Annotated in this window: 19 protein-coding genes; 7 read left to right on the top strand and 12 right to left on the bottom strand. The window is 33.3% G+C overall.

Annotated features, from left to right (window positions below; all coding sequences use genetic code 11):
- Positions 1 to 25 precede the first annotated feature (25 nt).
- Positions 26 to 3457 carry a hypothetical protein gene (locus ACEN2K_RS02575; RefSeq protein ID WP_441757745.1) on the top strand — a complete coding sequence of 1144 codons (3432 nt, stop codon included), beginning with the start codon at positions 26 to 28 and terminating at the stop codon, positions 3455 to 3457.
- A 115-nt stretch (positions 3458 to 3572) separates the two neighbouring features.
- The gene (locus tag ACEN2K_RS02570) at positions 3573 to 4637 is read left to right on the top strand and encodes a glycosyltransferase (RefSeq protein WP_441757744.1); all 1065 of its coding nucleotides are present in this window, start codon (positions 3573 to 3575) and stop codon (positions 4635 to 4637) included.
- A gap of 78 nt (positions 4638 to 4715) precedes the next feature.
- Here the strand turns inward: ACEN2K_RS02570 and phoU are convergent, their stop codons facing one another.
- The 9 genes from phoU to ACEN2K_RS02525 form a co-directional block, all read right to left on the bottom strand.
- Positions 4716 to 5384 carry a phosphate signaling complex protein PhoU gene (gene phoU / locus ACEN2K_RS02565; RefSeq protein WP_441757743.1) on the bottom strand — a complete coding sequence of 223 codons (669 nt, stop codon included), beginning with the start codon at positions 5382 to 5384 and terminating at the stop codon, positions 4716 to 4718.
- A gap of 60 nt (positions 5385 to 5444) precedes the next feature.
- Complete coding sequence (gene pstB / locus ACEN2K_RS02560) at positions 5445 to 6197, bottom strand: phosphate ABC transporter ATP-binding protein PstB (protein WP_441757742.1); 753 nt, start codon at positions 6195 to 6197, stop codon at positions 5445 to 5447.
- Between the two features lies 1 nt (position 6198).
- Complete coding sequence (pstA, locus tag ACEN2K_RS02555; protein ID WP_441757741.1) at positions 6199 to 7077, bottom strand: phosphate ABC transporter permease PstA; 879 nt, start codon at positions 7075 to 7077, stop codon at positions 6199 to 6201.
- A gap of 1 nt (position 7078) precedes the next feature.
- Entirely contained in the window at positions 7079 to 8287 is a 1209-nt protein-coding gene (gene pstC / locus ACEN2K_RS02550) for a phosphate ABC transporter permease subunit PstC (RefSeq protein ID WP_441757740.1), read from the bottom strand.
- Between the two features lie 191 nt (positions 8288 to 8478).
- Entirely contained in the window at positions 8479 to 9342 is an 864-nt protein-coding gene (locus ACEN2K_RS02545; protein ID WP_441757739.1) for a PstS family phosphate ABC transporter substrate-binding protein, read from the bottom strand.
- A 142-nt stretch (positions 9343 to 9484) separates the two neighbouring features.
- Positions 9485 to 10702 carry a porin gene (locus tag ACEN2K_RS02540; RefSeq protein ID WP_441757738.1) on the bottom strand — a complete coding sequence of 406 codons (1218 nt, stop codon included), beginning with the start codon at positions 10700 to 10702 and terminating at the stop codon, positions 9485 to 9487.
- Positions 10703 to 11064: 362 nt separating this feature from the next.
- The gene (locus ACEN2K_RS02535; RefSeq protein WP_441757737.1) at positions 11065 to 11700 is read right to left on the bottom strand and encodes a carbonic anhydrase family protein; all 636 of its coding nucleotides are present in this window, start codon (positions 11698 to 11700) and stop codon (positions 11065 to 11067) included.
- 77 nt (positions 11701 to 11777) lie between these two features.
- Entirely contained in the window at positions 11778 to 12860 is a 1083-nt protein-coding gene (locus ACEN2K_RS02530; RefSeq protein ID WP_441757736.1) for a sensor histidine kinase, read from the bottom strand.
- A gap of 78 nt (positions 12861 to 12938) precedes the next feature.
- Positions 12939 to 13622 (bottom strand): response regulator transcription factor, encoded by a 684-nt coding sequence (locus ACEN2K_RS02525; protein WP_441757735.1) that lies wholly within the window; start codon positions 13620 to 13622, stop codon positions 12939 to 12941.
- Between the two features lie 222 nt (positions 13623 to 13844).
- Here ACEN2K_RS02525 and ACEN2K_RS02520 point away from each other — a divergent pair, with 222 nt between their 5' ends.
- The 4 genes from ACEN2K_RS02520 to ACEN2K_RS02505 all read left to right on the top strand — a co-directional run bounded on the left by ACEN2K_RS02520 (position 13845) and on the right by ACEN2K_RS02505 (position 19475).
- Positions 13845 to 16604: a TonB-dependent receptor domain-containing protein gene (locus ACEN2K_RS02520; RefSeq protein WP_441757734.1), complete on the top strand. Its 2760-nt coding sequence runs from the start codon at positions 13845 to 13847 to the stop codon at positions 16602 to 16604.
- Positions 16605 to 16812: 208 nt separating this feature from the next.
- Positions 16813 to 17931 carry a hypothetical protein gene (locus ACEN2K_RS02515; RefSeq protein WP_441757733.1) on the top strand — a complete coding sequence of 373 codons (1119 nt, stop codon included), beginning with the start codon at positions 16813 to 16815 and terminating at the stop codon, positions 17929 to 17931.
- Positions 17932 to 18033: 102 nt separating this feature from the next.
- Positions 18034 to 18372 carry a T9SS type A sorting domain-containing protein gene (locus tag ACEN2K_RS02510; protein WP_441757732.1) on the top strand — a complete coding sequence of 113 codons (339 nt, stop codon included), beginning with the start codon at positions 18034 to 18036 and terminating at the stop codon, positions 18370 to 18372.
- Between the two features lie 122 nt (positions 18373 to 18494).
- On the top strand, positions 18495 to 19475 hold the full coding sequence (locus ACEN2K_RS02505) for a LuxE/PaaK family acyltransferase (RefSeq protein WP_441757943.1): 981 nt from the start codon (positions 18495 to 18497) through the stop codon (positions 19473 to 19475).
- A 20-nt stretch (positions 19476 to 19495) separates the two neighbouring features.
- Here ACEN2K_RS02505 and tyrS read toward each other — a convergent pair whose 3' ends face one another.
- A complete protein-coding gene (gene tyrS, locus ACEN2K_RS02500; protein ID WP_441757731.1) occupies positions 19496 to 20794 on the bottom strand; it encodes a tyrosine--tRNA ligase in 1299 nt (432 codons plus the stop codon).
- Between the two features lie 93 nt (positions 20795 to 20887).
- Here tyrS and ACEN2K_RS02495 point away from each other — a divergent pair, with 93 nt between their 5' ends.
- Positions 20888 to 21901: an NAD-dependent epimerase/dehydratase family protein gene (locus ACEN2K_RS02495; RefSeq protein WP_441757730.1), complete on the top strand. Its 1014-nt coding sequence runs from the start codon at positions 20888 to 20890 to the stop codon at positions 21899 to 21901.
- Between the two features lie 4 nt (positions 21902 to 21905).
- Here the strand turns inward: ACEN2K_RS02495 and ACEN2K_RS02490 are convergent, their stop codons facing one another.
- The gene (locus tag ACEN2K_RS02490; protein WP_441757729.1) at positions 21906 to 22418 is read right to left on the bottom strand and encodes a DUF4296 domain-containing protein; all 513 of its coding nucleotides are present in this window, start codon (positions 22416 to 22418) and stop codon (positions 21906 to 21908) included.
- Positions 22419 to 22428: 10 nt separating this feature from the next.
- On the bottom strand, positions 22429 to 23769 hold the full coding sequence (locus tag ACEN2K_RS02485; protein ID WP_441757728.1) for a dihydroorotase: 1341 nt from the start codon (positions 23767 to 23769) through the stop codon (positions 22429 to 22431).
- Position 23770 lies beyond the last annotated feature (1 nt).

Here is a 23770-nt window from a genome sequence, read left to right as displayed (position 1 = left end):
TTGAAGTATAGACGTTATACCCTTTATGCTACAAAAAGTATGGCTATTAGCGATGATTATTTGTTTTTCTGGGCTGCATGCTCAGGAAAACAACTCGCTATACAAAACAAAAAAAATCCCGGTTACTAGAGACACTCTATTTATAGAAAACGTGAGTATCAACTCTAGTTTTTTTGAATTAGTAGACTCTAATAATAATGTTATAGACAAGAAAGCATATACTGTCAATTTTCAATCAGGAAGCCTTATTTTAAATGAGCAATTCGCTATCAAAAATGATTCTATAACTGTCAATTACCTCAAATTCCCAGATTATCTTACTAAAGAATATAGCGCTTATGATTCCAGTCAAATTGTAAGTACCGACATCGCCTCTGAAAAATTATATAAAATAAGTGAGGAACCCACTGAAAAAAACATTCCATTTGACGGTCTCAACACTTCGGGTAGTATTACGAGAGGCCTAACAATAGGTAACAATCAAAATACAGTATTAAACTCTAATCTCGATTTACAGATTACTGGAAAACTCTCCGAAAAAGTGAGTTTAAGAGCTTCTTTACAAGATAGTAACATCCCTTTACAAGATGGGGGCTACTCCCAAAAACTAGATCAGTTTGACAATATTTTTATGGAACTTTTTAGTGACCGCTGGAACATTCGGGCGGGTGACATCTTCCTTGAAAACCACCAAAGTCAATTTCTAAATTTCGATAAGAAAGTACAGGGGCTTTCAGCAAGTTTTGATTTAGGGACTGACGACAATAAAACTACTGTTTTTACATCTGCAGCACTAGTCAGAGGGCAATATGCTAAAAGCAGTTTCCTCGGTCGAGAAGGCAATCAGGGACCTTATAAATTAAAAGGGAAAAACGGTGAACTGTATGTACTTGTAATCTCAGGTTCAGAAAGGGTTTATGTTAATGGACTCTTACTCGAAAGAGGAGAAAATAACGATTATACTATAGATTATAACGCTGGGGAAATTACATTTACAGCCCTATTTTCCATTACTTCCGAAATGAGAATTACTATTGAATACCAATATTCTGATAGAAGTTATAGTCGCTTTGTTAGTTATACGGGTGCTACGCATGAAAATAAAAATTGGGATTTTGGCGGATATTTGTACTCTGAAAATGACATTAAAAACCAACCTTTACAGCAAAATTTATCTATTGAACAAGCACAGATTTTAGCTGATGCAGGTGACAATCAAAGTGCAATGATTGCATCATCGGCTTATATAGACAGCTATTCTGACAATAAAATCCTCTATGTTAAAAAGCTTGTGAATGCAGCAGTAGTTTTCGAATATTCAAATAATCCTGACCTTGAATTATACAATGTCCGTTTTAGCGCAGTTGGTATAAACAACGGAAATTATGTCATTAAAAACGCATCGGGGATTAGTACAATCTATGAATATGTGGCACCTATTAATGGTGTTCCACAGGGACAATACGAACCTATAGTACCTCTCATTGCTCCTACAAAAATTCAGGTAGCCACGTTTTTAGGCAAATACAACCCCTCAGACAAAACTGTTATAGATTTTGAAATTGGCGTTAGTAATGCTGACGAAAATTTGTTCTCTAAAATAGATGATAATGACAACAAAGGATTAAGCGGAAAAATAAATACAAAACAGCGTTTGCTTTCACAAAAAGGAACACTAGATGTTTTTGCTAATTATCAATTTACACAAAAAAACTTTAGATCTGTAGAGCGCATCTACACCATAGAATTTGACCGAGACTGGAATCTTAATCCTGGTCTACAGGCTAATCAGAGTTTGTTAGTGTCAGGTTTAACGTTTAATTTGAGTCCGAAAATAAGTCCTACTGCACATGGTACCTTGCAATATGAATTCCAAAAATTAGATTTCAGTGACCTTTTCTCTGGCAATAGACAACTCATTCACGGTCAATTTCTGTTTAACAATTGGACTGTTCAAGAAAAAGGAAGCTACCTTAAAAGCAACTCAACAACAAGCGATTCTAAATTTGCAAGGAATGACTTCCAAGTGCGTTATCATTTAAATCATAATTGGATTGGTGCCAGTCACCGTTTAGAAGACAATCAACAAAGAGAAATCGCTACAAATAAACACTCACCACTTAGTCAACGATTTTATGAATATGGATTTTTAACTGGTCGTGGTGATAGCACAAAGGTTTATGCTCAGATAGCTTATAAAATTAGAGCTAACGACAGCATACAAAACAGCTTATTGCAAAGAGTTAACATGTCACACACGTATACCTTTCGCTCAAAATTAATTCAAACTACTAAAAGTGACTTAGCGGTGTATGCTAACTATAGAACCTTCACTTTTGAAGATACTTCTCAAAAAGAACAGCAAACACTTAATTCGAGAATCATATACAATGACCACTTCTTTAACCAATTAATTCAGAGCACAAGTGCTTATGAAACGAACTCCGGTTCCTTACCACAACAAGAATTTACCTACTTAGAAGTTCCGGTTGGACAAGGTGTTTACACTTGGAATGATTACAATGGAAATGGCATTCAAGAACTACAAGAATTTGAAATAGCTCCTTTTATTGATCAAGCTAAATATATACGTATTTATTTACCCAATCAACAGTACATTAAAACACATCAAACTAAATTTTCACAATCACTCACGTTGAACCCTACGCAATGGCAAAACGAAATAGGATTAAAAAAAATAGCTTCATTGTTCTATAATCAAACCTCTTTTTTAATTGATCGTAAAACTAAAAATGAAGGCGGTAATTTTGAACTAAATCCGTTCAAAGCTTCACAGGAAAATGTGTTAGGTTTGAGTTCCAATTTTAGAAACAGCCTCTTTTACAATCGGGCCAAACAAAATCATTCAATCACCTATTCGTACTTAAAAAACCAAGCTAAAAATTTATTATCAATAGGATCTCAAGAATCTAAAAATAGTTCTCATCAGTTACAGTATACACATTTGTATCATAAAAGCTGGCTTTTTAGTGCTTTCGCAAAAACAATCCAGACGAGTCTGTTATCTGAAAATTTTGCAGAGATAAACTACAGCATCAGCGGCTACCAATTAGCGCCAAAGATTAGTTACTTATTTTCTAAAAACACTAGCTGGGATCTTTTTTATGAGTTACAGCAAAAAGAAAATCAGATTGGAGCATTAGAAACGCTACTGCAAAACAGGATAGGAACATCATTCTCATATTCAGGCAAAAATAACATAACAATGAATGGCGAGATATCCTTTTACCAAAATAGATTTGAAGAAAGCGAATTTGGAGCTGTAGGTTTTCAAATGCTGGAAGGACTGCAAACGGGGCAAAATCTTACTTGGCGTTTACTATTGCAAAAGAACATCACGCAATTTCTAGATATTAACCTCAACTATCAAGGCAGGAAGAGTGAAAAAACCCAAGCCGTTCACACTGGAAACATTCAATTAAGAGCGTATTTCTAATTTTAAAACAAATGCTTGATCATAGAAAACTAATAAATTAATAGTTTAGTAATCTATTGTAAATACCTCTGAAACATTGTAGCTGTATCTTACACTATTATAAATAGTATAATCTATGAATTTAGACGCAAAATGTAAAACAATATTGGTCGCACCGTTAAACTGGGGCTTAGGTCATGCTACAAGATGTATTCCTATAATCAAGGCATTACAAGATCATAATTATATTCCTATAATTGCTTCCGATGGTGCTGCACTGGATTTATTAAGAAAAGAATTTCCGTATATAAAGGCAATCCGTTTACCGTCCTACCAAATAGAATATGCTAAAAACGGTAAAAATTTCAAATGGAAATTACTGCAAAACAGCCCCAAGATGATGGACGCTATCTGGTCTGAAAAGCAATTAGTTAAAAAATTAATTGAGAAATATGCTATTGATGGCATCATTTCGGATAATAGATTGGGTATTTATAATAAAAAACTCCCTTGCGTATTCATCACCCATCAGCTTAATGTGATGACAGGGAATACCACTTGGTTCACCAGCAAGCTACACCAACACATCATTAAGAAATACAAAGAATGCTGGGTTCCAGATGTGGCTGAGAAGCCCAACTTAGCAGGAGCACTAAGTCACGTTAGTCACTCCAATTTAAATTTAAAATACATAGGCCCTATTAGTAGAATGCACAAAAAAGAGGTGGCTCTAAAATACGATTTAATGATCATCCTTTCTGGACCAGAACCACAAAGAGGACTCTTAGAAGCAATATTAAAAAATGAAGTTCAACGCTTTACAGGAACAGTTGTTTTTATAAAAGGAATTGTAGAAAAAGAGCAAATTAAAGTACAAGAAGGTTACATTTGTTACTATAACTTTATGAATAGTCGTCAATTAGAGCAAACCTTTAACGAGAGCGCTTTGGTACTATGTCGCTCTGGTTATACAACCATCATGGACTTGGTTAAATTAGAAAAAAAGGCGTTTTTTATTCCTACTCCAGGCCAGTATGAACAGCTGTATCTCGCTGAAAAGTTGAAACAAGAAGGCCTTGTTCCCTTTGCTGAACAAGAACGTTTTAAAATAGAAGATTTGAATGAAATCGCAGATTATAGGGGACTGTCTACTTTCAATGAGAAAATAAATTGGCAACAATTATTTGAAGTTTTCCAATAGTAAACAGTATCAAATAAAAAATGACTTTCCATCTTACTGAAGATGCGAAAGTCATTTTTTTATGCTTAGAAAAAAAATTTATTTCTTCTCTATGAATTTTTCGTGCTTGATTGTCTTAGCATTGATCATGAAGTAAACAGATTCAGCAATATTAGTACAATGATCAGAAATTCTCTCAATATGCTTCAAAGCAAGAATAAGATTTGTTCCTGAAACTACTGTTTTCGAATTGTTTTTCATTTCACCAATGATGTTATCAATTGCGTCTGAACTTTTATCTTTAATGGTATTATTTAAAATAAAAATTTCTTCAATTGTTGGTTCGTCAAGATTTTCAAAACACTCATTTGTTTTCAATGTTACCATTTCTACTTCTCTAGCGATAGTGACAATATCAAATTTTGTAATTAACTCGTGCTTTTCTTTAATGCTTTTAGACAATTTAATGATACTCATTGATAAATCACCAATTCTTTCAATTTGATTGCTAATTTGCATTGCCGACATAATAAAACGCAAGTCAGATGCAACAGGTTGTTGCAATGCAAATACACTTTGACAAATATCATCGATTTTCACATCAAGTTTGTCAATTTTATTTTCGGTCTTTTTAACCTCTTTAGTCTCTGAACCTGGTTCTGAAAGCAATGACTTCATTGCTTCACTTACCTGAGATTCAGCTAAGTTACCTATTTTTATAATTATACTTTTAAGCTTTCCTAGCTCTGTTTCTAAGTGTGATGCCATTTTTTGTAAAGATTTAAAGATTTAAAGTTAAACGATTCTGCTTTCAAATCAAAATCAATATTATCCAAATCTTCCTGTTATGTAATCTTCTGTTTGCTTTATAGCTGGTTTTGTAAAGATTGTTTTTGTCTTATCACACTCAATTAATCTACCCATGTAGAAAAAAGCAGTATTATCACTTACACGTCCCGCTTGCTGCATATTGTGCGTTACAATTACAATAGTGTATTTATTTTTCAGCTCATAAATAAGCTCTTCAATCTTTGAGGTAGAAATTGGATCTAAAGCAGAGGTAGGCTCATCCATTAATAATACAGATGGCTGTATTGCTAAAGCTCTTGCGATACACAAACGTTGTTGCTGACCACCTGAAAGCTCAAAAGCGGACTTCTTTAGTTTGTCTTTAACTTCATCCCATAGCGCTACCTGCTCAATAGAAGTAATAACGCGTTCTTCAATTAATTTTTTATCTGTTATCCCATTTACTCTCAATCCGTAAGCAACGTTTTCAAAAATAGTTTTAGGAAAAGGATTTGGCTTTTGAAAAACCATCCCCACATTTTTACGTAAATCATCTACGTTAGTATGCTTTTCATAAATATCTTTTCCATCAATAAGAATACTCCCTGTCATTTGAGTATTATCAATCAAATCATTCATTCTGTTTAACAAACGTAAATAGGTAGATTTACCACAACCAGAAGGTCCAATTAATGCTGTCACAGTATTTTCCTTCATTGATATCGAAATATCGTGTAAGGCCTGAAATTCTCCGTAATTAAAATTTACGTTTTTTGATTCTATTTTATGCATGTTAATTCATTTTTACTTTTTTTCCATAATATTTACGAAGAGCATTCGCTAATAAATTAGAAATTAATACAATTATAATTAAAACAAGTGCCGTTCCATAAGCCATAGCTCTAGAAGCTTCAATATTAGTACCACTTGTAGAGATCACGTATAAGTGATACGGTAAGGCCATTGCTTGATCAAAAATGGAAGTCGGTAATTTAGGTAAGAAATAGGCCGCCACAGTAAATAAAATTGGCGCTGTTTCCCCAGAAACCCTTCCTATTGATAATATTAAACCGGTAATCACATTGGGAAAAGCAATAGGAAAAACTACTTTACTTGTTGTTTCCCATTTACTGGCTCCTAAACCAAAACTAGCTTGTCTAAAGGTATCATCAACAGCTTTTAAAGACTCTTCTGTCGTTCTAATAACAATAGGCAATACTAATAGTCCCAACGTTAAACCTCCCGCTAGAATGGAATCTCCAAAACCCATTTTATTCACAAATAAAGACATCCCAAAAAGTCCAAAAACAATTGATGGTACTCCTGCAAGATTGTTGGTCATTTGCTTGATGATTTTTTTAATCCAACCATCTTTAACATATTCACTCATGTAAATTGCAGCTAAAACCCCTACGGGAAAAGCAAATACCATACTTACTAAAACCAAGCATAGCGTACCTACAATGGCCGGGAAAATTCCTCCTTCGGTCATTCCATTTTTAGGCATTTCAGTTATAAAATCCCAACTAATAACTCCAATTCCTTTAATGACGATAAAAGCTAATATTATAAATAAAAGAGCAACGATGGCATAACTTGTAAAGCTAAATATACCAAAGGCAATTTTTTGATTTCTTCTTTTTTTCTTTGCTAAACTATTCTCTACACTCATCTTAATGTTTTTTATGAGATTTACGGTTTGTCACCATTTCTACTAACATATTAATTCCGAAAGTAATTATAAACAAGATGCAACCTAATGCAAACAAAGCCTCATAATGCAATCCTCCGTTTGGAGCTTCTCCTAATTCTGCCGCAATTGTAGCTGGAATTGTCCTTACTGGCTCTAAAAGTGTAGTAGGAATAACCGCAGCATTACCTGTTACCATTAAAACAGCCATAGTTTCACCAATTGCTCTACCAATACCTAATATAGCTCCCGCTGTAATTCCAGATGCTGAGTACGGTATAACGACTTTATAAATCGTTTGCCATTGACTTGCTCCTAAAGCTAAACTAGCTTCTTTCATTGCACGCGGAGTGTTACGCATTGCATCCTCAGAGATAGTAATAATTGTTGGTAAAGCCATAATCGCTAAAACAACACTACCGGCTAAGCCTGTTTCCCCTACTGGTAAATTAAAGGTACTTTGAATAAGTGGTACAATGATGACCAATCCGAAGAAACCATAGACTACAGAAGGTATACCCGCCAGTAACTCGATTAGTGGTTTTAATAAACTTCGGGTTTTTTTCTTTGCAATTTCGCTTAAATAAATAGCCGCTGCTAATCCTATAGGCAGTGCTAAAAGGATGGCTCCAAAACTCACCCATAACGTACCATATATTAATGGCTTTACCCCCATTTGAGCAATAGGTTGTGCCGTGGGAAACCACTCTTCACCAGATAAAAACTCAAAAACCTTGATTTTATCAATATCTAATTCTCTACCTGTGAATTCTTTGGCTTTATATTTATCAGAGAAGAAAGCAATGATACCAGGAGTTTTAGCTATAAGTTCATTAATTTTATCAGGGAAGTATTCAAAATTTTCTCCTAATTCTTCATCTGTATAATAGTCAGTAATATCACTAGTGCGGAACAATACTATTTGCTGATCTTTTCCGCCTAGTTCTTTCCAGTTCGTGATTTTTTGATCAAAAATGTCCTTTATCTGGGAAGGTTGTAATTTTTTTACTGGATTACTATTTTCTACTGCTAGTAAAAAACCATCATCAATGGGTTTTTTAGTAAAAACACCAGCACCTTCAATGAATAGAAAAAAGACAATTAAAACAACCGTAATACTAGTAGCAGCGCTACTCAGCATCAAAATAGATTCAATTAACTTTTCTTTAATCTGTTTAAAATTTGTTTTCAAATCAGTATGTTTTATTTTTAGCAAAACTACGCTAGCTATTCATGCCTAATGTTTTTACATCATTAACCTTATGTTAACTTAATGTTAAGTAAACTTTGTGGGCTTGAATTTACGATTAATTTTTAAATAAAAAAAGGTTGCCTTTTACAAGACAACCTTCTTTAAGAATATAATAAAAACCGATTATTATATTATTTCAATGGTACATATCCTACTTCAGAAACAATTTTTTGTCCTTCATCAGATAAAGCAAAGTCTACGATAGTTTTCACTTTTGCAGCATTTGTTTTATCAAACATATAATATAAAGGTCTTGATATTGGATACGTTTTATCTTTAGCACTTGCTACAGAAGGCTCAATAAAAGTTTTACCTTGGTCATAAGATACAGCAAGTTGCTTCACTTCTTTAGTTTCATAAGCTAATCCGATATACCCAATTGCCCCTTTAGTTTGACCCACAGCCTGAACAATAGCTCCTGTAGCTGGTAAACTTAATATGTTAGATGCATAATTTTTTTTATCTAAAACTTCATCCTTAAAGAACTCATATGTTCCTGATGATGATTCTCTTGAATAAGCTACAATTTTAGCATCTTCACCGCCTACTTCTTTCCAGTTAGTTATTTGTCCTGTGAAAATTTTCTCTAATTGTTCACGAGTTAATTGAGACACTTTATTTGCTGGATTTACAATTACAGTTAATGCATCGTAAGCAATAATCACTTCTTCTATTTCTTTTTTCATTTCAGAGAACTTCAATTTCTCTTCTGTTTTCATGTCTCTAGAAGCCATTGCAATATCAGTAGTTCCATCGATCAAAGCTGTTAGTCCAACACCTGAACCACCACCTACAACAGTTACACTTACATTAGCATCTTTTTTCATTAAATCTTCTGCTTCTTTTTGTGCCAATGGCAATACAGTATCACTACCTTTTATTGTTACAGAAACTGCTGCTGAAGTATTTTCAGCACCTTTATCTTCTGTTTTAGCTTTACCACAACTTAACATACCAATTAATGGTAACATTAAAAACAATTTAGTTTTATTCATTTTATTTGTTTTATTAGGTTCTATTTTAATTTTTGACAAAAGTATTACTTCAATGTTAACTGGATGTTAAGCCAGTATTATTCAATTTCTATTATTTTAAGTAGACCTTTATTTTTTAAGCACTTCCTAAAATAAGTTTTTTTTAAATTCCAATTTCTACTTGCATACGCACATACCAACTTCCAGAGGTATCACCAGAAATAAATTTCTTGTTTTCATAAGAACATTCTGTCTGCACTTTTAATTTATGTCCGAAAATGTATTTAGAAAGACTCACAGCATATTCATCCGTATCAGGAGTGAAAGCATGAATTTCACTATCTACTGTTTGAGTAGAGAATCTTCCAGCAATTTGATACTTAGAAGGAAAAACATAACTCAATTGTGTATCAAAACCTTCTCCTACAAAAACAGCTTGCGTTTTAGTAACATCTAAAGGATTCACAGTAATAGGATCATCTGACATTCTTGACATATAACTAGCAGTTGCTGACCAACCATTGTATTTTAACATCGTATCAAAAAACAAAGACTGTAAAGTTCTTTTTTCAAAAAGCTCATTCCCTAGTTGCCCTTGAGCTCTACGTGCATTATTATTTTGGCTAAAAGCCCCTGAAATCATCCATTTTGGCGTTTTCTCTCTAATTAAATCTCCTTCTGAATGAGAGCCATTTTTAGTAAATGCTCCCAAAGGGAATAATTCAACTTTTCCTGTCAAAGCAATACCATCGTCTTCTGTTTTAACCCAGTTTCTACCTTCACCTTTAGTTATAGCACCTTTCAATGCATAAGAAAAGTTGTTTGGTTTTTCCTCTGCGTAATCGATAAATACACCAAAATCACGATCGATATTGAATTTAGAGTTATTTATTGTTCTATCTGTAAACTCTAAAGACCCTGAAGAAATGACACGCTGATTATTTCCAGGCAATTTGGTTTGACCAAATGCTATAGTCCATTTATCAGTAGGCTTATAAAAAAGTACTCCATCTAGTATTACATTTTCATTATTTCCTGCTTTAATAACACCTAAATCACCTGCTGAAAATCCTAATTCAACTTTATAACCAAATTTAGGATTGTAAATAAAACCATCTAATTTAAGTCGCATTCTTCTGATTTCACCTTCTACAACTCCAGTCTCTCCATCCGTTTTTTGAAAACCAGCTCTACTTTGAACTCTAAAACCAATGTTAACCTGAAACAAACTGTCTCTTTCTGTAAAACCTAATTTCTTATCAGAATTATAATAAGACTTTAAGTCTAATTTTTTATCTGCAGGTTTTCCTTCTACTTTCCCTTCTTGCGCTGTTGCCAATATTGAAAATAACAGTACTGAACTTAATAAAATATTTTTCATTTTAAGTATAAATTAACATTATATTATTTTTTTGCAAACCTAATATTAATTAAACGCTTTATTATTAAGACAAGGTTACCTTTACAAGAATTTAATGCAACCTTAAAGATACAAAGAAACTTGTTTAAATGTTTTTAGAGCTTGGTAATTTTTTTAAATATCATATAATCAAGACCTTAATCCCTTTTATTTGCTTAACAATAAATTAACATTGCTCAATTTTAGCTACAAAATAGCTACAAAAATTGATCGATTTTTGATAGAAAAATCAGTTCTGAACAAAAAAAAGCGTGTAGTTTAATTAACTACACGCTTTTTTTATACTAGAATACTTAACTGCTAAGTATATGGGCTTTTATTTGTTAGCCCATAGCTTCTTCATAAAAAGTAACCAATCCAGTAGCAATATCATGAGTTCCCCCAACAATATTGATTTCCCCATTCTCAATCATCTGTTTTAAAATAGGGCTTCGTTCCATAATTGCATTTACAGATCGCTTTACATTAATCACTGCTACTTTTTCTACAAATTCTGGATTTGCTGAACTGCGATCAGCTGTTTCAGATTTCTCATCATAAACTGCTGGCTGTATTTTACTCAGTAATGCTGTTAAGTTTCCCATTTCAACATGGTCGCACGCACCTTTCACAGCTCCACAGCGAGTATGCCCCAAAACTACAATCACTTTTGCTCCCGCTACTTTACAGCCAAATTCCATACTACCCAGTATATCTTCATTGATGATATTCCCGGCAATACGTACACTAAAGACATCTCCTAATCCTTGATCAAAAATAAGTTCTGCGGAAGTTCTAGAATCAATACAACTCAAAATAACTGCAAAAGGGTGCTGCCCTTCTACTGTCTCATTTGCTTGTTGTAAAAGGTTGCGATTTGCTTTGAGGTTATTAGCAAAACGCTTATTACCTTCTTTTAAAATTGTAATAGCCATAGCAGGTGTAATGGCTTGCTGCATTTCTTTGTTTAATGTTTTCATACTTTATAAAATAATCATTTATGATAATATACCATTAATTTATAAAGCCAAGATAAACATTTTAAGTAATATTCTATCTATATAATCGGCACAAACGGCTTGCTTTTTACAGCTTTTTCAAGAGTGAAAGAAAACTCAGAACCAATTCCGAATTCACTTTCTACGTAGATTCTCTCTTTATGTGCTTCAATAATATGCTTGACGATAGCCAGTCCTAAACCAGAACCACCCTCTGAGCGAGAGCCGCTTTTATTAACACGGTAAAAACGTTCAAATAGTCGGGGGATATTTTGTTTTTCTATTCCTTCTCCGTTATCGCTTATACGTACTAAAACTTTCTCTTTGGTTAAATTGACGACAGCAACCTCGGTTGTGCCATTAGTTTTACCATACTTAATAGAATTGACAATTAAGTTTTCAATAATTTGCTGGATGCGATCCCTATCTGCTCTTACAAAATTAGGCTGAATATGATAATTTTCAAATGAAAGCGTTATCTTCTTCTTTTCTGCTTTCATTTCAAGTAAGTCAAAAACATTCTGAATAAGTTCTACTATATCAAACTCTGAATAATCTAAATTCAAATCCCCTACTTCCAGCTTCGTGATCATGTCTAAATCTTCTACGATATAGATCAATCGTTCCACTCCTTTTTCGGCACGTTTTAAATATTTTTTTCGAATCGTCTTGTCATCCATTGCCCCATCTAATAATGTGGAGATATAACCTTGAACGGTAAACAATGGTGTCTTTAATTCGTGAGAAACATTTCCTAGAAACTCTCTACGATATTCTTCACGAACTTGGAGCATTTCTATTTCTAATTTCTTATCAGTTGCAAATTTCTTAACCTCTCTAGTCAAGGTTTCCATATCTGTAGTTATGGGCTGATTGATAAAAGTACTCGACTCTAATAAGGATACATCGTCATAAATCTTTTTTACACGCCTATAAATAAAGCGCTCCACTCTATATTGTAGTACTATAAATGAGAAAAGATAAATTATTAGAGTAAATACAAATCCAAACAGCACCAAGCTTTTAAATGTGTAATTGAAAATCATAGTTACTAATAACATCACAAATCCGGTAGAGAAAAGGCATATGTACAAAGCTGATTTTACCGCAAACTTGTAGGTTTTTTTAAAACTAATTTTCATTTATTCAAACATTGTTATGGAGTGATTCGTATTTTTATAGATTGGAAAAAAACAAAGTGTCTTTTGAGTTTTTTTTAGTTAAACTTCAAATTTATAGCCAACACCTTTTATTGTTTTGAAAAAATCTTCTCCAATTTTCTCACGAAGTTTTCTAATGTGTACGTCGATAGTTCTTCCGCCTACAACTACTTCATTTCCCCAGACTTTATCAAGAATTTCATCTCTTTTAAAAACTTTACCTGGTTTAGAAGCTAAAAGATAAAATAATTCAAATTCTTTTCTAGGCAAAGCGATTTCAATATTATCCTTTACAATCTTGTACTCTTCACGGTTAATTTCAATTCCCCCTACATTAAGAGTTTCGCTATTTTGTTCACTCTCTTTTAATCTTCGCAATAAAGCTTTCACCTTACTGACCAATAATTTTGGTTTTATTGGTTTGGTGATATAATCGTCTGCTCCAGCATCAAAACCTGCAACTTGAGAATAATCTTCGCTTCGGGCTGTTAGAAACGTTATAATAACATTACTAAGTTCTGGGATTTTTCTAATGTTCTCACAAGCCTCCATCCCATCCATCTCTGGCATCATAACATCCATTATAATAAGGTCTGGTAATTCTTTTTTAGCTTTTACAATAGCATCTTTACCATTTACGGCTGTAAAAATTTGATAGCCTTCTTGAGTAAGATTGTACCCTACAATCTCTAAGATATCTGGTTCATCATCAACAAGTAAGATCTTCGTGTGTTTTTTTTTCATCTGTAGCAAAATTGTATTTCTCTCGTAGAATTTTACCTCAAATGGTATTCAACAAGGTTAATTTCGAATGTAAATATAATAATAATTCAACTGTTAAAAAATAGCGTTGTTAGTAATTTAATATGGTAACCTTTTGTTAATATTCAAGAAACAAAATAGTAACAGCCCAATAACACAGACTTTACAATACCACCATTACTTTGCAAAAAATTAAACACAACTATGAAACTGAAATTATTCATTTTAACGCTTTTTATCAGTACCCTTACTTTTGCACAAAATAAAGGTACTATTTCTGGAGTACTAACTGATAAAGATTCAAACAACGAAACGCTACCTTTTGCAAACGTATTATTAAAAGGAACACAAATAAACGCTACGACTGATATTGATGGTAAATATTCAATTACTGCACCTGCAGGAGACTATGTGATACAATTTAGTTTCATTGGATATGAATCAATAGAAACTAATGTTACCGTAAAAAGCGGTGAAAAAATCACAATAAGTAAAGCGCTTGGCTCTTCTAGTTACAAACTGGATGATGTTGTAATTACTACAACAGTAAATAAACAAAAAGAGACTGCCTTACTACTAGAACAAAAAAACGCTGTTGAAATCAAACAAAGTATTGGCGCTCAAGAACTAGCTAGAAAAGGGGTTAGTGATGTAGCTTCTGCCGTAACCAAAGTGAGCGGTGTATCTAAACAAGAAGGCTCAGGAAGTGTTTTTGTAAGAGGTTTAGGAGACCGATACAATGTAACTACTTTAAATGGTTTGCCGCTACCTTCTAATAATCCTAAAAATAAAAACATCCTTTTAGATATTTTTTCTACAGATGTTGTAGAATCAGTAGGAATTAGTAAAACATTTGAGTCGCAAAATTATGCTGACTTTGGTGGAGCAAATGTTGATATTGTAGCAAAGAAAATGAGTGGATCTCCTTTTGTTCAAGTGGGAGTAGGTGTTGGTACAAATACTAATGTATCTAAATTGAATCACTTTTATTTGCAAGATGGTCCCTCTTATTTTGGTTTCAAAAAAGTAAGTACACCAAGTAATCCATTATTACCTTACAACTATAGCACGAGTTGGGATAGACAAGAAAGAAAAAATACTTTAAACAATAACTTTTCTTTATCTGCTGGAAAAAAATTCAATGTAGGAGAAAACGGTAGTATTGGAACTTTTATAACTGCTGGTTTTGATGCAGAGAATAAATATAACGAAGGTATTTACAGAACTAACATTACTGCACAAGGTACTGCTAATGCAGATTACTTTAGAAAATCTTACGAATTCAATACAAATTCAACTGTAATGGGTACTGCTGATTATAAAATCAATCGCAACAACTCCATTCTTTACACTACTTTATTTTTAAACTCTACATCACAAGACTACAGTGAATATGATGGTAAAAACATTGAATTTTCAGGATTAGACCAAGTTGGTTTTATAAAACGTGGTACTTTTAATAAAACGCAATTATTAGTAAACCAATTAATTGGTAAGCACAAGTATAACGAAAGACTGGATGCAAATTGGAAAATAGGATATAGCCTACTTGATAACACCATTCCAGACCGCATGCAAAACACCTTTGTACCTTCAAATGATGGATCAACAGCTTATACTTTTTTCAAAAATTCTAGTATTAACAATCACCGTTATTTCCAAAGTTTAAAAGAAAAAGAATGGTCAGCAAATATTGCCGGATCTTACAATTTTGCTAAAATAGCTGATGACGAATTTAAAGGAAAAGCTACTCTAGGATATTCTGGTAAGATGAAAACTGTTGATTTTAATTCGCAACAATATTCGTTTTTTCCAGAAACTAATAAAACGCTTTTCCCAAAGGACGGATTTAACAATACTGATCTCTACTTGAATGACACTAATTTTGATTTAGCAGATGGTGATAGTTCTAGTAAGCTTTCCCAACTATATAGTGGTCATTTAAATATTCATGCTATTTACGGTAACGCACAGTACAATTTCACTGACAGATTATCTGTGATTTTAGGAGGTAGATTTGAGCAAATAGAACAGTATGTTTACTATATGAGTTTAGACGCTCCTGATGGAACTGGTAATACTTACGCACCTGTAAAGTTTTTACCTAGTGTAATTGCAAAATACAAATTGAATGATAAACAAAATTTAAAATTTGCAGCTAGTAACACCTATACTCTACCTCAATTTAAAGAAAAAGTAAAAATACTTTTTCAAGAAGTGGGACAAAGTTATGAAGGTAACGACAAATTATATGCTTCAACAAATTACAATGCCGATTTAAGTTGGGAATTATATCCTAGTAATGACGAAATTCTTTCGGTAACTGCTTTTGGAAAATTAATTCAAAACCCAATCAACGAAATGTATACTAACTCCTCTTCTGGGAACATCACTTGGGCAAACACGGGTGATAAGGCAGTCGTAGCTGGTATTGAATTAGAATTTAGAAAAAACATTTTTGAAGTTAGTGATGCCAATGACTTAAAAGAGAAATTATCTTTCGGATTCAACGGATCATATATGTATCAAGACATGGATTTAAGTAATGCTAAAGTCTTAAATGAAAATGGATTTGGCGCTAATTTTACTTACAAAAATTCAAAACTATCAGGTGCTGCAGACTTTCTAGCAAATGCAGATATGTCTTTTACAAAAGAATTTAAAAATGATAAAGACATTACAGCTACAATAACCTACGCCTATGTTTCTGATAAATTAGCAGTAATAGGAACCTCAGAAAGAGGAAATTTAATTGACAAATCAATTGGGAGATTAGACTTTATTTTAAAATCTAGTTTAACTAAAAAACTAAACATAGGATTGTCTTATAAAAACATATTGAACCCAGTGTACACAAGATTTACTGATCAAAGCAAAGCACCAGTAATTAAAACTGCTGATGTATTAGCCAGTTCTTATAAAATAGGGTCAAATTTAAGTTTGTCTTTAAATTACAAATTCTAATACCCACTTCACATGGCCTTAAAAAGAGGTAGTTGATCATCATTCAGCTACCTCTTTTTTGTTGTAAATAAAGGGTGTAAACTTAACGTTAATGAAATTGGAATCCTTATAGAAATCCTTAACAGCAAAGTAATAATCGCTTAACCTCATAAAAACAGTAAAGCTGTTTCTTTGTAGTGTTAAAAAACATAAACAAAATTAAAGAAAAATGAAAAAATCAATTTTAGCAATTTTAACAGTAGTGACTATTGCATTTACAAGCTGTACTAGTGATAGCCCAGAAACAACTCCTTCTAATACTTTTGATTTAAAAGTAGATGATTTAAAAGGTGAAATAACAAACAAAGAGACGGTAACTTTAGATGCTACAAAAACGTACACATTAACAGGAGGATTAATTGTACGATCAGGTGCTTCTTTGATTATTCCTGCAGGAACAACAATAAAATCAGATCCTACAGCAGATACAGAAAAAGCTAAAACAATATTTATAGCAGTAGAGAGAGGCGCAAAAATTTTCGTTAACGGTACAGCTGCTAAACCTGTAGTTATGACTTCTGGTAAAGCTGCTCCTACTGAAGGTAACTGGGGAGGTTTAATTATCTGTGGTGATGCTAAAGTAAACACAGGTGATAATGGTACATCTGAAGTAGGTGGTTTATTATACGGAGGAAACAATAATGATGATTCTTCTGGAAAAATCAATTACTTGAAAATATCGTACACTGGATCTAAATTTAGTGATACTAAAGAGTACAACGGAGTGTCTTTCTTTGGAGTAGGTAGAGGAACAGAAGTATCTAACATTTACACTTATGAAAGTGGTGATGATGCAGTTGAGTTTTTTGGTGGTGCAGTTAATGCAAGTAACTTAGTACTAGTAAATTCATATGATGATTCATTAGACTACGCAGATGGATACATTGGAACAATTACAAATGTATATATCAATGGTGTATCATTTGGAGGAGTTGAAGGTTCAAATAATGGTCAAAATGACATCGCATTACCAATGACAGATGCAAAAATTACAAACATTTCAATTGTAAAAGGATCTGCTGCTAAATTTACAGCTTCGGAGAAAGCAATCAACTTCAAAGAAGGTGGTGGAAAACAAACTTACACAAACCTATTTGTTGATGGTATTGCAACTTTTGCAAAATTAGATTCAGGAACTGGAGCTACTGCAAGAATTGCTGCTGGAGATTTCAAAGTTAATGGTGCAAATTTTGTAACTGCAAACAATACTACTGCAGTTTATGTAACAAATCAAACTGGCGCTGGCGCTGGTGCAACGCTACCTTCTTGGGCAGATTGGACTAAATAATTACAGTACAAATAAAATAGTAAAATACCTTTCTTAACGGAAAGGTATTTTTTTTTGGTATAGTATTTGTTTTTTGTATATTTACTAAACAAAATTACGCTGATGGCAAAAAATTACTTTTATAGTATTCTTTTATTGGTTTTTTTCTTCACGTTGAGCAGCAATGCCCAAGACAGTAAGCAACAATCAAAAATACAACAAACTACCGTAATTGAAGGTTTGAATTTGTACCCAAATCCCGTGAGCAACGGTAAAGTATATATTTCGACAAAAAATGATGCTGAAAAAGAAATAATCATTTTTGATCTTTTGGGAAAGAAGGTTTTGCAAACAATGATTAATTCAAAAGAATTAAATGTCTCTACATTAAGCCCTGGGGTTTATATTATAAAGATCAATGAACAAAATGCATCTGCCACTCGAAAACTTATTGTAAGATAAAAAGCACTTTGAAAAATAAACCTCAAAGCTCCAACTAAATTTGGAGCTTTTTTTATGCACGCTATTCAGCCGTATTTACAATAAAAAAAATATTAAAATTAATACCTTTGCAAAAAAAATCCTTGATCACTCCTACTGATATATTTACGATTTCCAGCCAAAAGCAATTTGAAAAAATAGCGTTAAAAACTTTTCGTTTTCAATACGAGAACAACTTAGTCTATAAAGAATTTTGTGATTTATTAAAAACAGATGTTAGCAAAGTAAAATCACTGCAGCAAATTCCGTTTCTCCCTATTCAGTTTTTTAAAAGTCACGCAGTCGTATCAAATCAAGAGGAAGTGCAAGCAACATTTACTAGTAGTGGAACCACAGGAATGATTACAAGTAAACACCTTGTAACAGATGTTTCTATTTATGAAGAAAGTTATCGCAAAGGATTTTCAGATTTCTACGGCAATATTGAGGACTATGTAGTACTAGCCTTATTACCCTCTTATTTAGAACGTGAGGGCTCTTCTTTGATTTATATGGTAGAAGACTTAATCCAACTTTCTAATCGCCCAGAAAGCGGTTTCTACCTGCACAATCACGACGAACTTATTCAAAACCTCATCGCTTTAGATGAAGCTGGTCAAAATGTAATCCTAATTGGGGTAACCTACGCTTTATTAGATTTAATCGAAAAGCATCAATTTCAATTGCAACACACCATCATAATGGAGACGGGAGGCATGAAAGGGAAAAGAAAAGAAATGATACGCGAAGAACTACATGAGCAGCTTTGTGCTGGTTTTGGAGTAAATGCTATTCATTCTGAGTACGGAATGACCGAATTACTTTCACAAGCTTACTCCTTAGGAAATGGCGTTTTTGAATGCCCATCATGGATCCAAATCTTATTAAGAGACACTGAGGATGCTTTAAGTTATGTCGCTACCGGTAAAACGGGTGGAATCAACGTTATTGACCTAGCCAATATAAACTCCTGTTCTTTCATAGCCACGCAAGATTTGGGCAAAAAATATCCCAACAACTCTTTCGAGGTATTGGGACGTTTTGATAATTCAGATATTCGTGGTTGTAATTTAATGGTTATTTAAAAGGTTAACCGAATAAACAATTAAACAATCCTTACTACAAAATAATTTTTCTTTCCGCTTTGTAACAACACAAATTGATTATTGATTAAGTCATTAGCAGTTAGCATAAAATCTTCTTTTACTTTTTCTTTATTAACGGAGATAGAGTTCGCTGTCAAAGCGCGTCTAGCCTCTCCATTTGATTTAAAAAACCCTGTTTTTTCATTCAACACGGCAATCATATCTATACCAGCTTCGATTTCTGTTCTAGCAATTTCTGCTTGTGGTACACCATCAAAAACTTCAAGAAAAGTTGCTTTGTCTAATTCTTTTAAATCATCAGCAGTGGCATTACCAAACAATATATTAGAAGCCTTAATTGCTTTTTCTAACTCTTCTTTCGAATGAACAAAAATCGTTAGCTCTTCGGCTAATTTGCGTTGCAACACTCTTAAATGCGGTGCCGTTTTATGTTCTTCGATTAAATTATCGATTGTATCTTTATCTAAAAATGTGAAGATTTTAATGTATTTTTCAGCATCAACATCCGTTGTATTTAGCCAAAACTGGTAAAATTTATATACCGAAGTTTTATCGGCAGTCAACCATACATTTCCGCCTTCTGATTTACCAAATTTAGAACCATCTGCTTTGGTAATCAATGGACAAGTCATCGCATATGCTTTAGCTTCTTCGCCTACATTCATACGACGCACTAATTCAGTTCCAGTAGTAATATTTCCCCATTGATCAGAACCTCCCATTTGTAACAAACAATTGTATTCTTTATGCAAATGATAAAAGTCGTAGCCTTGGATTAACTGATAAGTAAACTCTGTAAAAGACATTCCTTCACCTTCACCTGACAAACGCTTCTTAACAGAATCTTTAGCCATCATGTAATTTACGGTAATACGCTTACCCACATCACGTGCAAAATTGATAAAAGACAACTCTTTCATCCAATCATAATTATTAACTAAAACAGCTGCATTTTCTTCTTTAGAATTAAAATCTAAAAAGCGAGATAAAACCCCTTTAATTCCTTCTACATTATGATTTAATGTGGCTTCATCAAGTAAGTTTCTTTCGTCAGATTTTCCAGATGGATCACCAATCATTCCTGTTGCTCCTCCCACTAATGCAATGGGCTTATGTCCAAAATTTTTCAAATGCACTAATAAAATTATAGGCACTAAACTACCAATATGTAGAGAATCTGATGTTGGATCAAACCCAATATAGGTTGTTGTCATTTCTTTTAAAAGTTGCTCTTCGGTTCCCGGCATGATATCATGAACCAATCCGCGCCATTGTAATTCGGAAATAATATTTTTCATTTTCTAAAAATCAATTTTCACAAAGATAGTTTTAATTGCATAATTTGAAAATCAAACCTATTAAAAATCGAACATTCTATTTATCTTTACAAAATGATATTAGTAACAGGAGGAACTGGTCTTGTAGGCGCACATTTATTACTTCATTTAATTGAATCCGAAAACATTGGATATCAAAAAATACGTGCTACTTACCGGAGTTCTAAAAGCATTGAAAAAACCAAATCCTTATTTGAAAGTTACCAAAAATCCGCTTTATTTAATGTTATCGAATGGGTGCAAGCTGACATCATTGACATTCCCGCTTTAGAAAAAGCTTTCGTAGGAATTGACTATGTTTACCATTGCGCGGCAGTTATCTCTTTTGACCCTAAGGACGAAGCATTGATTCGTAAAACCAATATTGAAGGAACTGCTAATGTGGTGAACTTTTGCCTTAGCAATAATATAACCAAATTATGTTATATCAGCTCAACAGCTGCATTAGGTGATTTACCAGCCAACCAAACGATTATCACTGAAGTAACGGAATGGAATCCTGAAAAACCACATAGCGATTATGCTATTTCTAAGTATGGTGCCGAAATGGAAATTTGGCGCGGACAACAAGAAGGTCTTGAAGTGATTATTGTAAATCCTGGAGTGATTATAGGCGTGGGTTTCCCCGAGCAAGGCAGCGGACAACTAATTAAAAAAGTTGCTGAGGGTATGCTATTTTATACTTTAGGTAAAACTGGTTTTGTCGCGGTGCGTGATGTCGTTAAAATCACCGCCGATTTAATGAACAGTAAAATCACCAACGAGCGATTCACCTTAATTGCTGAAAACATAGATTACAAAACATTCTTAACGATGCTTGCAGATGCCTTACAGGTTAAAGCACCCGCTTATTACATATCCCCTTTCTTTATGGAATTAGGCTGGCGAGTTGACTGGTTTATTTCGTTAGTTTTTAGAACAAAAAGGCAGCTTACGAGAGCTACCGCTACAGCTTCTTATTCAAAAAATGAATTTTCGAACACAAAAATAAAGGAAGCATTAAATATAGAATTCACTCCAATTAGCACTTATATTCAGGAAATTAAAAAGCTCCTTTTGATTAAGTAAAAAATTACTTAACTACTTGAGATTCTTCCGTAAGTATGTTTTTATTTCCTTCCTTCTTCTGGATCGCCTCTAATTTATCAGTTCTTCTTTTTAAATTAATAACAGAATCCGTTTTGAGCAAAGGCTTTTTTAGTTGCTTAGCACTATCAATCTTTAACTTATTTTTATCTTCTATTTTGATTATAGAGTCAATAACTGCTTTCCTATCATCAATACGCTTGATAATTTGATCAAACATATCTTTATATTCAGTGTAATTAGAAGCATAATAGATATTACTTTTTGCAAACTGCAGGCTATCCACTTTATACTTCTTTAGTACATACTCCTTTGGATTTATTTTTATGGTGTCTGCAGCTGTAGGTGTTTGGTATTTGATTCCGTCCAAAAGCGCTAAGTCATACATAATATCCATCATTTGTTCTTTCGCAATAAGTCGGTCGGGTTTTTGAACCACTTCCTCTTTACAGCTAAGAAATACAAATAACACCATCAATAGAACTATTGTCTTTTTCATATTTGCAATTTTAACGATCAAATAACAATCTTTTACCAGCACGTATATCTTTAACCTTAAATGCGTTGTAAACCAGCTTACCATTAACAAAAGTATGGGTAATTCTCGATTTAAAAGTAAATCCTTCAAAAGGAGACCAACCACATTTTGCAAATATATTTTCTTTTTTAACACTCCAAGGCAAACCTGCATTCAAAATTACAAGGTCAGCATAGTAGCCTTCTTTAATAAATCCACGTTTTTCAATCTTGAAAATTTTCGCAGGATTGTGACACATTTTTTCCACAATTTTCTCCACGCTAATTTTCCCTTGAAGATGAGCCTCAAACATCGCCACAACAGCATGCTGCACTAATGGTCCGCCTGAAGGCGCTTTTAAATAAGGTTGTTTCTTTTCTTCAAGCGTATGAGGAGCATGATCAGTCGCGATAACATCAATTCTATCATCCAGTAAAGCTTCCCAAAGTACTTTTCTATCATTAGCTGTTTTAACCGCAGGATTCCATTTTATCAAATTTCCTTTAGTAGCATAATCATCATTAGTAAACCATAAATGATGTATACAAACCTCAGCTGTAATTTGTTTTTTCTCTAATGGAATTTTATTGGTAAATAAATCCATTTCTTTGGCAGTAGAAAGGTGGAAGATATGCAAACGCGCACCCGTTTTTTTAGCAAGTGCAACCGCCTTTGAAGAAGAAATATAACAGGCTTCTTCTGATCGAATCAAATGATGTACGGTTACGGGAACATCGTCACCATACTCTGCTTTATATTTTTCGGTATTGTTTCTAATAGTTTCCTCATCTTCACAGTGAACAGCAATTAATAAGGGCGTGCTAGAAAATATTTTTTCTAAAGTCGCCTCATTATCCACAAGCATGTTTCCTGTAGATGAGCCTAAAAATATTTTGATTCCAGCAACATTTTTAGGATTGGTTTTCAAAACCTCTTCTAAGTTATCGTTAGTAGCTCCCATCATAAACGAATAATTCGCATACGATTTCTCGGCAGCAAGCTGGTACTTTTGTTCTAAAATTTCTTGAGTTACAGCGTTTGGAATCGTATTAGGTTGTTCGATAAAAGAAGTAATTCCTCCCGCTACAGCAGCTCTTGATTCTGATTCAATATCTCCTTTATACGTTAGCCCAGGTTCTCTAAAGTGCACTTGATCATCGATAGCCCCTGGCATTAAATAATTCCCTTCGGCATCAATGATGACACAGTTAGACGACTTAGCGCTAATGCTTTCTGCAACTTCAACAATCAAGTCATTCTCAATTAATACATCGCCTTCAAAAATCGCCCCTTCATTTACTATTTTGGCATTCTTAATTAAAACACTGTTCATT

Source organism: Flavobacterium sp. W21_SRS_FM3, from assembly GCF_052113625.1.
Taxonomy (GTDB): domain Bacteria; phylum Bacteroidota; class Bacteroidia; order Flavobacteriales; family Flavobacteriaceae; genus Flavobacterium.
Note: the sequence above shows the minus strand (reverse complement) of the source record. Positions and strands in the feature narration are given on the sequence as shown.

What these genes read in the sequence shown, in the direction of transcription:
- ACEN2K_RS02575 (WP_441757745.1), top strand. Translation starts at nt 26, where the DNA reads ATGCTACAAAAAGTATGGCTATTAGCGATGATTATTTGTTTTTCTGGG.
- ACEN2K_RS02570 (WP_441757744.1), top strand. Translation starts at nt 3,573, where the DNA reads ATGAATTTAGACGCAAAATGTAAAACAATATTGGTCGCACCGTTAAAC.
- phoU (WP_441757743.1), bottom strand. Translation starts at nt 5,384, where the DNA reads ATGGCATCACACTTAGAAACAGAGCTAGGAAAGCTTAAAAGTATAATT.
- pstB (WP_441757742.1), bottom strand. Translation starts at nt 6,197, where the DNA reads ATGCATAAAATAGAATCAAAAAACGTAAATTTTAATTACGGAGAATTT.
- pstA (WP_441757741.1), bottom strand. Translation starts at nt 7,077, where the DNA reads ATGAGTGTAGAGAATAGTTTAGCAAAGAAAAAAAGAAGAAATCAAAAA.
- ACEN2K_RS02545 (WP_441757739.1), bottom strand. Translation starts at nt 9,342, where the DNA reads ATGAATAAAACTAAATTGTTTTTAATGTTACCATTAATTGGTATGTTA.
- ACEN2K_RS02540 (WP_441757738.1), bottom strand. Translation starts at nt 10,702, where the DNA reads ATGAAAAATATTTTATTAAGTTCAGTACTGTTATTTTCAATATTGGCA.
- ACEN2K_RS02535 (WP_441757737.1), bottom strand. Translation starts at nt 11,700, where the DNA reads ATGAAAACATTAAACAAAGAAATGCAGCAAGCCATTACACCTGCTATG.
- ACEN2K_RS02530 (WP_441757736.1), bottom strand. Translation starts at nt 12,860, where the DNA reads ATGAAAATTAGTTTTAAAAAAACCTACAAGTTTGCGGTAAAATCAGCT.
- ACEN2K_RS02525 (WP_441757735.1), bottom strand. Translation starts at nt 13,622, where the DNA reads ATGAAAAAAAAACACACGAAGATCTTACTTGTTGATGATGAACCAGAT.
- ACEN2K_RS02520 (WP_441757734.1), top strand. Translation starts at nt 13,845, where the DNA reads ATGAAACTGAAATTATTCATTTTAACGCTTTTTATCAGTACCCTTACT.
- ACEN2K_RS02515 (WP_441757733.1), top strand. Translation starts at nt 16,813, where the DNA reads ATGAAAAAATCAATTTTAGCAATTTTAACAGTAGTGACTATTGCATTT.
- ACEN2K_RS02510 (WP_441757732.1), top strand. Translation starts at nt 18,034, where the DNA reads ATGGCAAAAAATTACTTTTATAGTATTCTTTTATTGGTTTTTTTCTTC.
- tyrS (WP_441757731.1), bottom strand. Translation starts at nt 20,794, where the DNA reads ATGAAAAATATTATTTCCGAATTACAATGGCGCGGATTGGTTCATGAT.
- ACEN2K_RS02495 (WP_441757730.1), top strand. Translation starts at nt 20,888, where the DNA reads ATGATATTAGTAACAGGAGGAACTGGTCTTGTAGGCGCACATTTATTA.
- ACEN2K_RS02490 (WP_441757729.1), bottom strand. Translation starts at nt 22,418, where the DNA reads ATGAAAAAGACAATAGTTCTATTGATGGTGTTATTTGTATTTCTTAGC.
- ACEN2K_RS02485 (WP_441757728.1), bottom strand. Translation starts at nt 23,769, where the DNA reads ATGAACAGTGTTTTAATTAAGAATGCCAAAATAGTAAATGAAGGGGCG.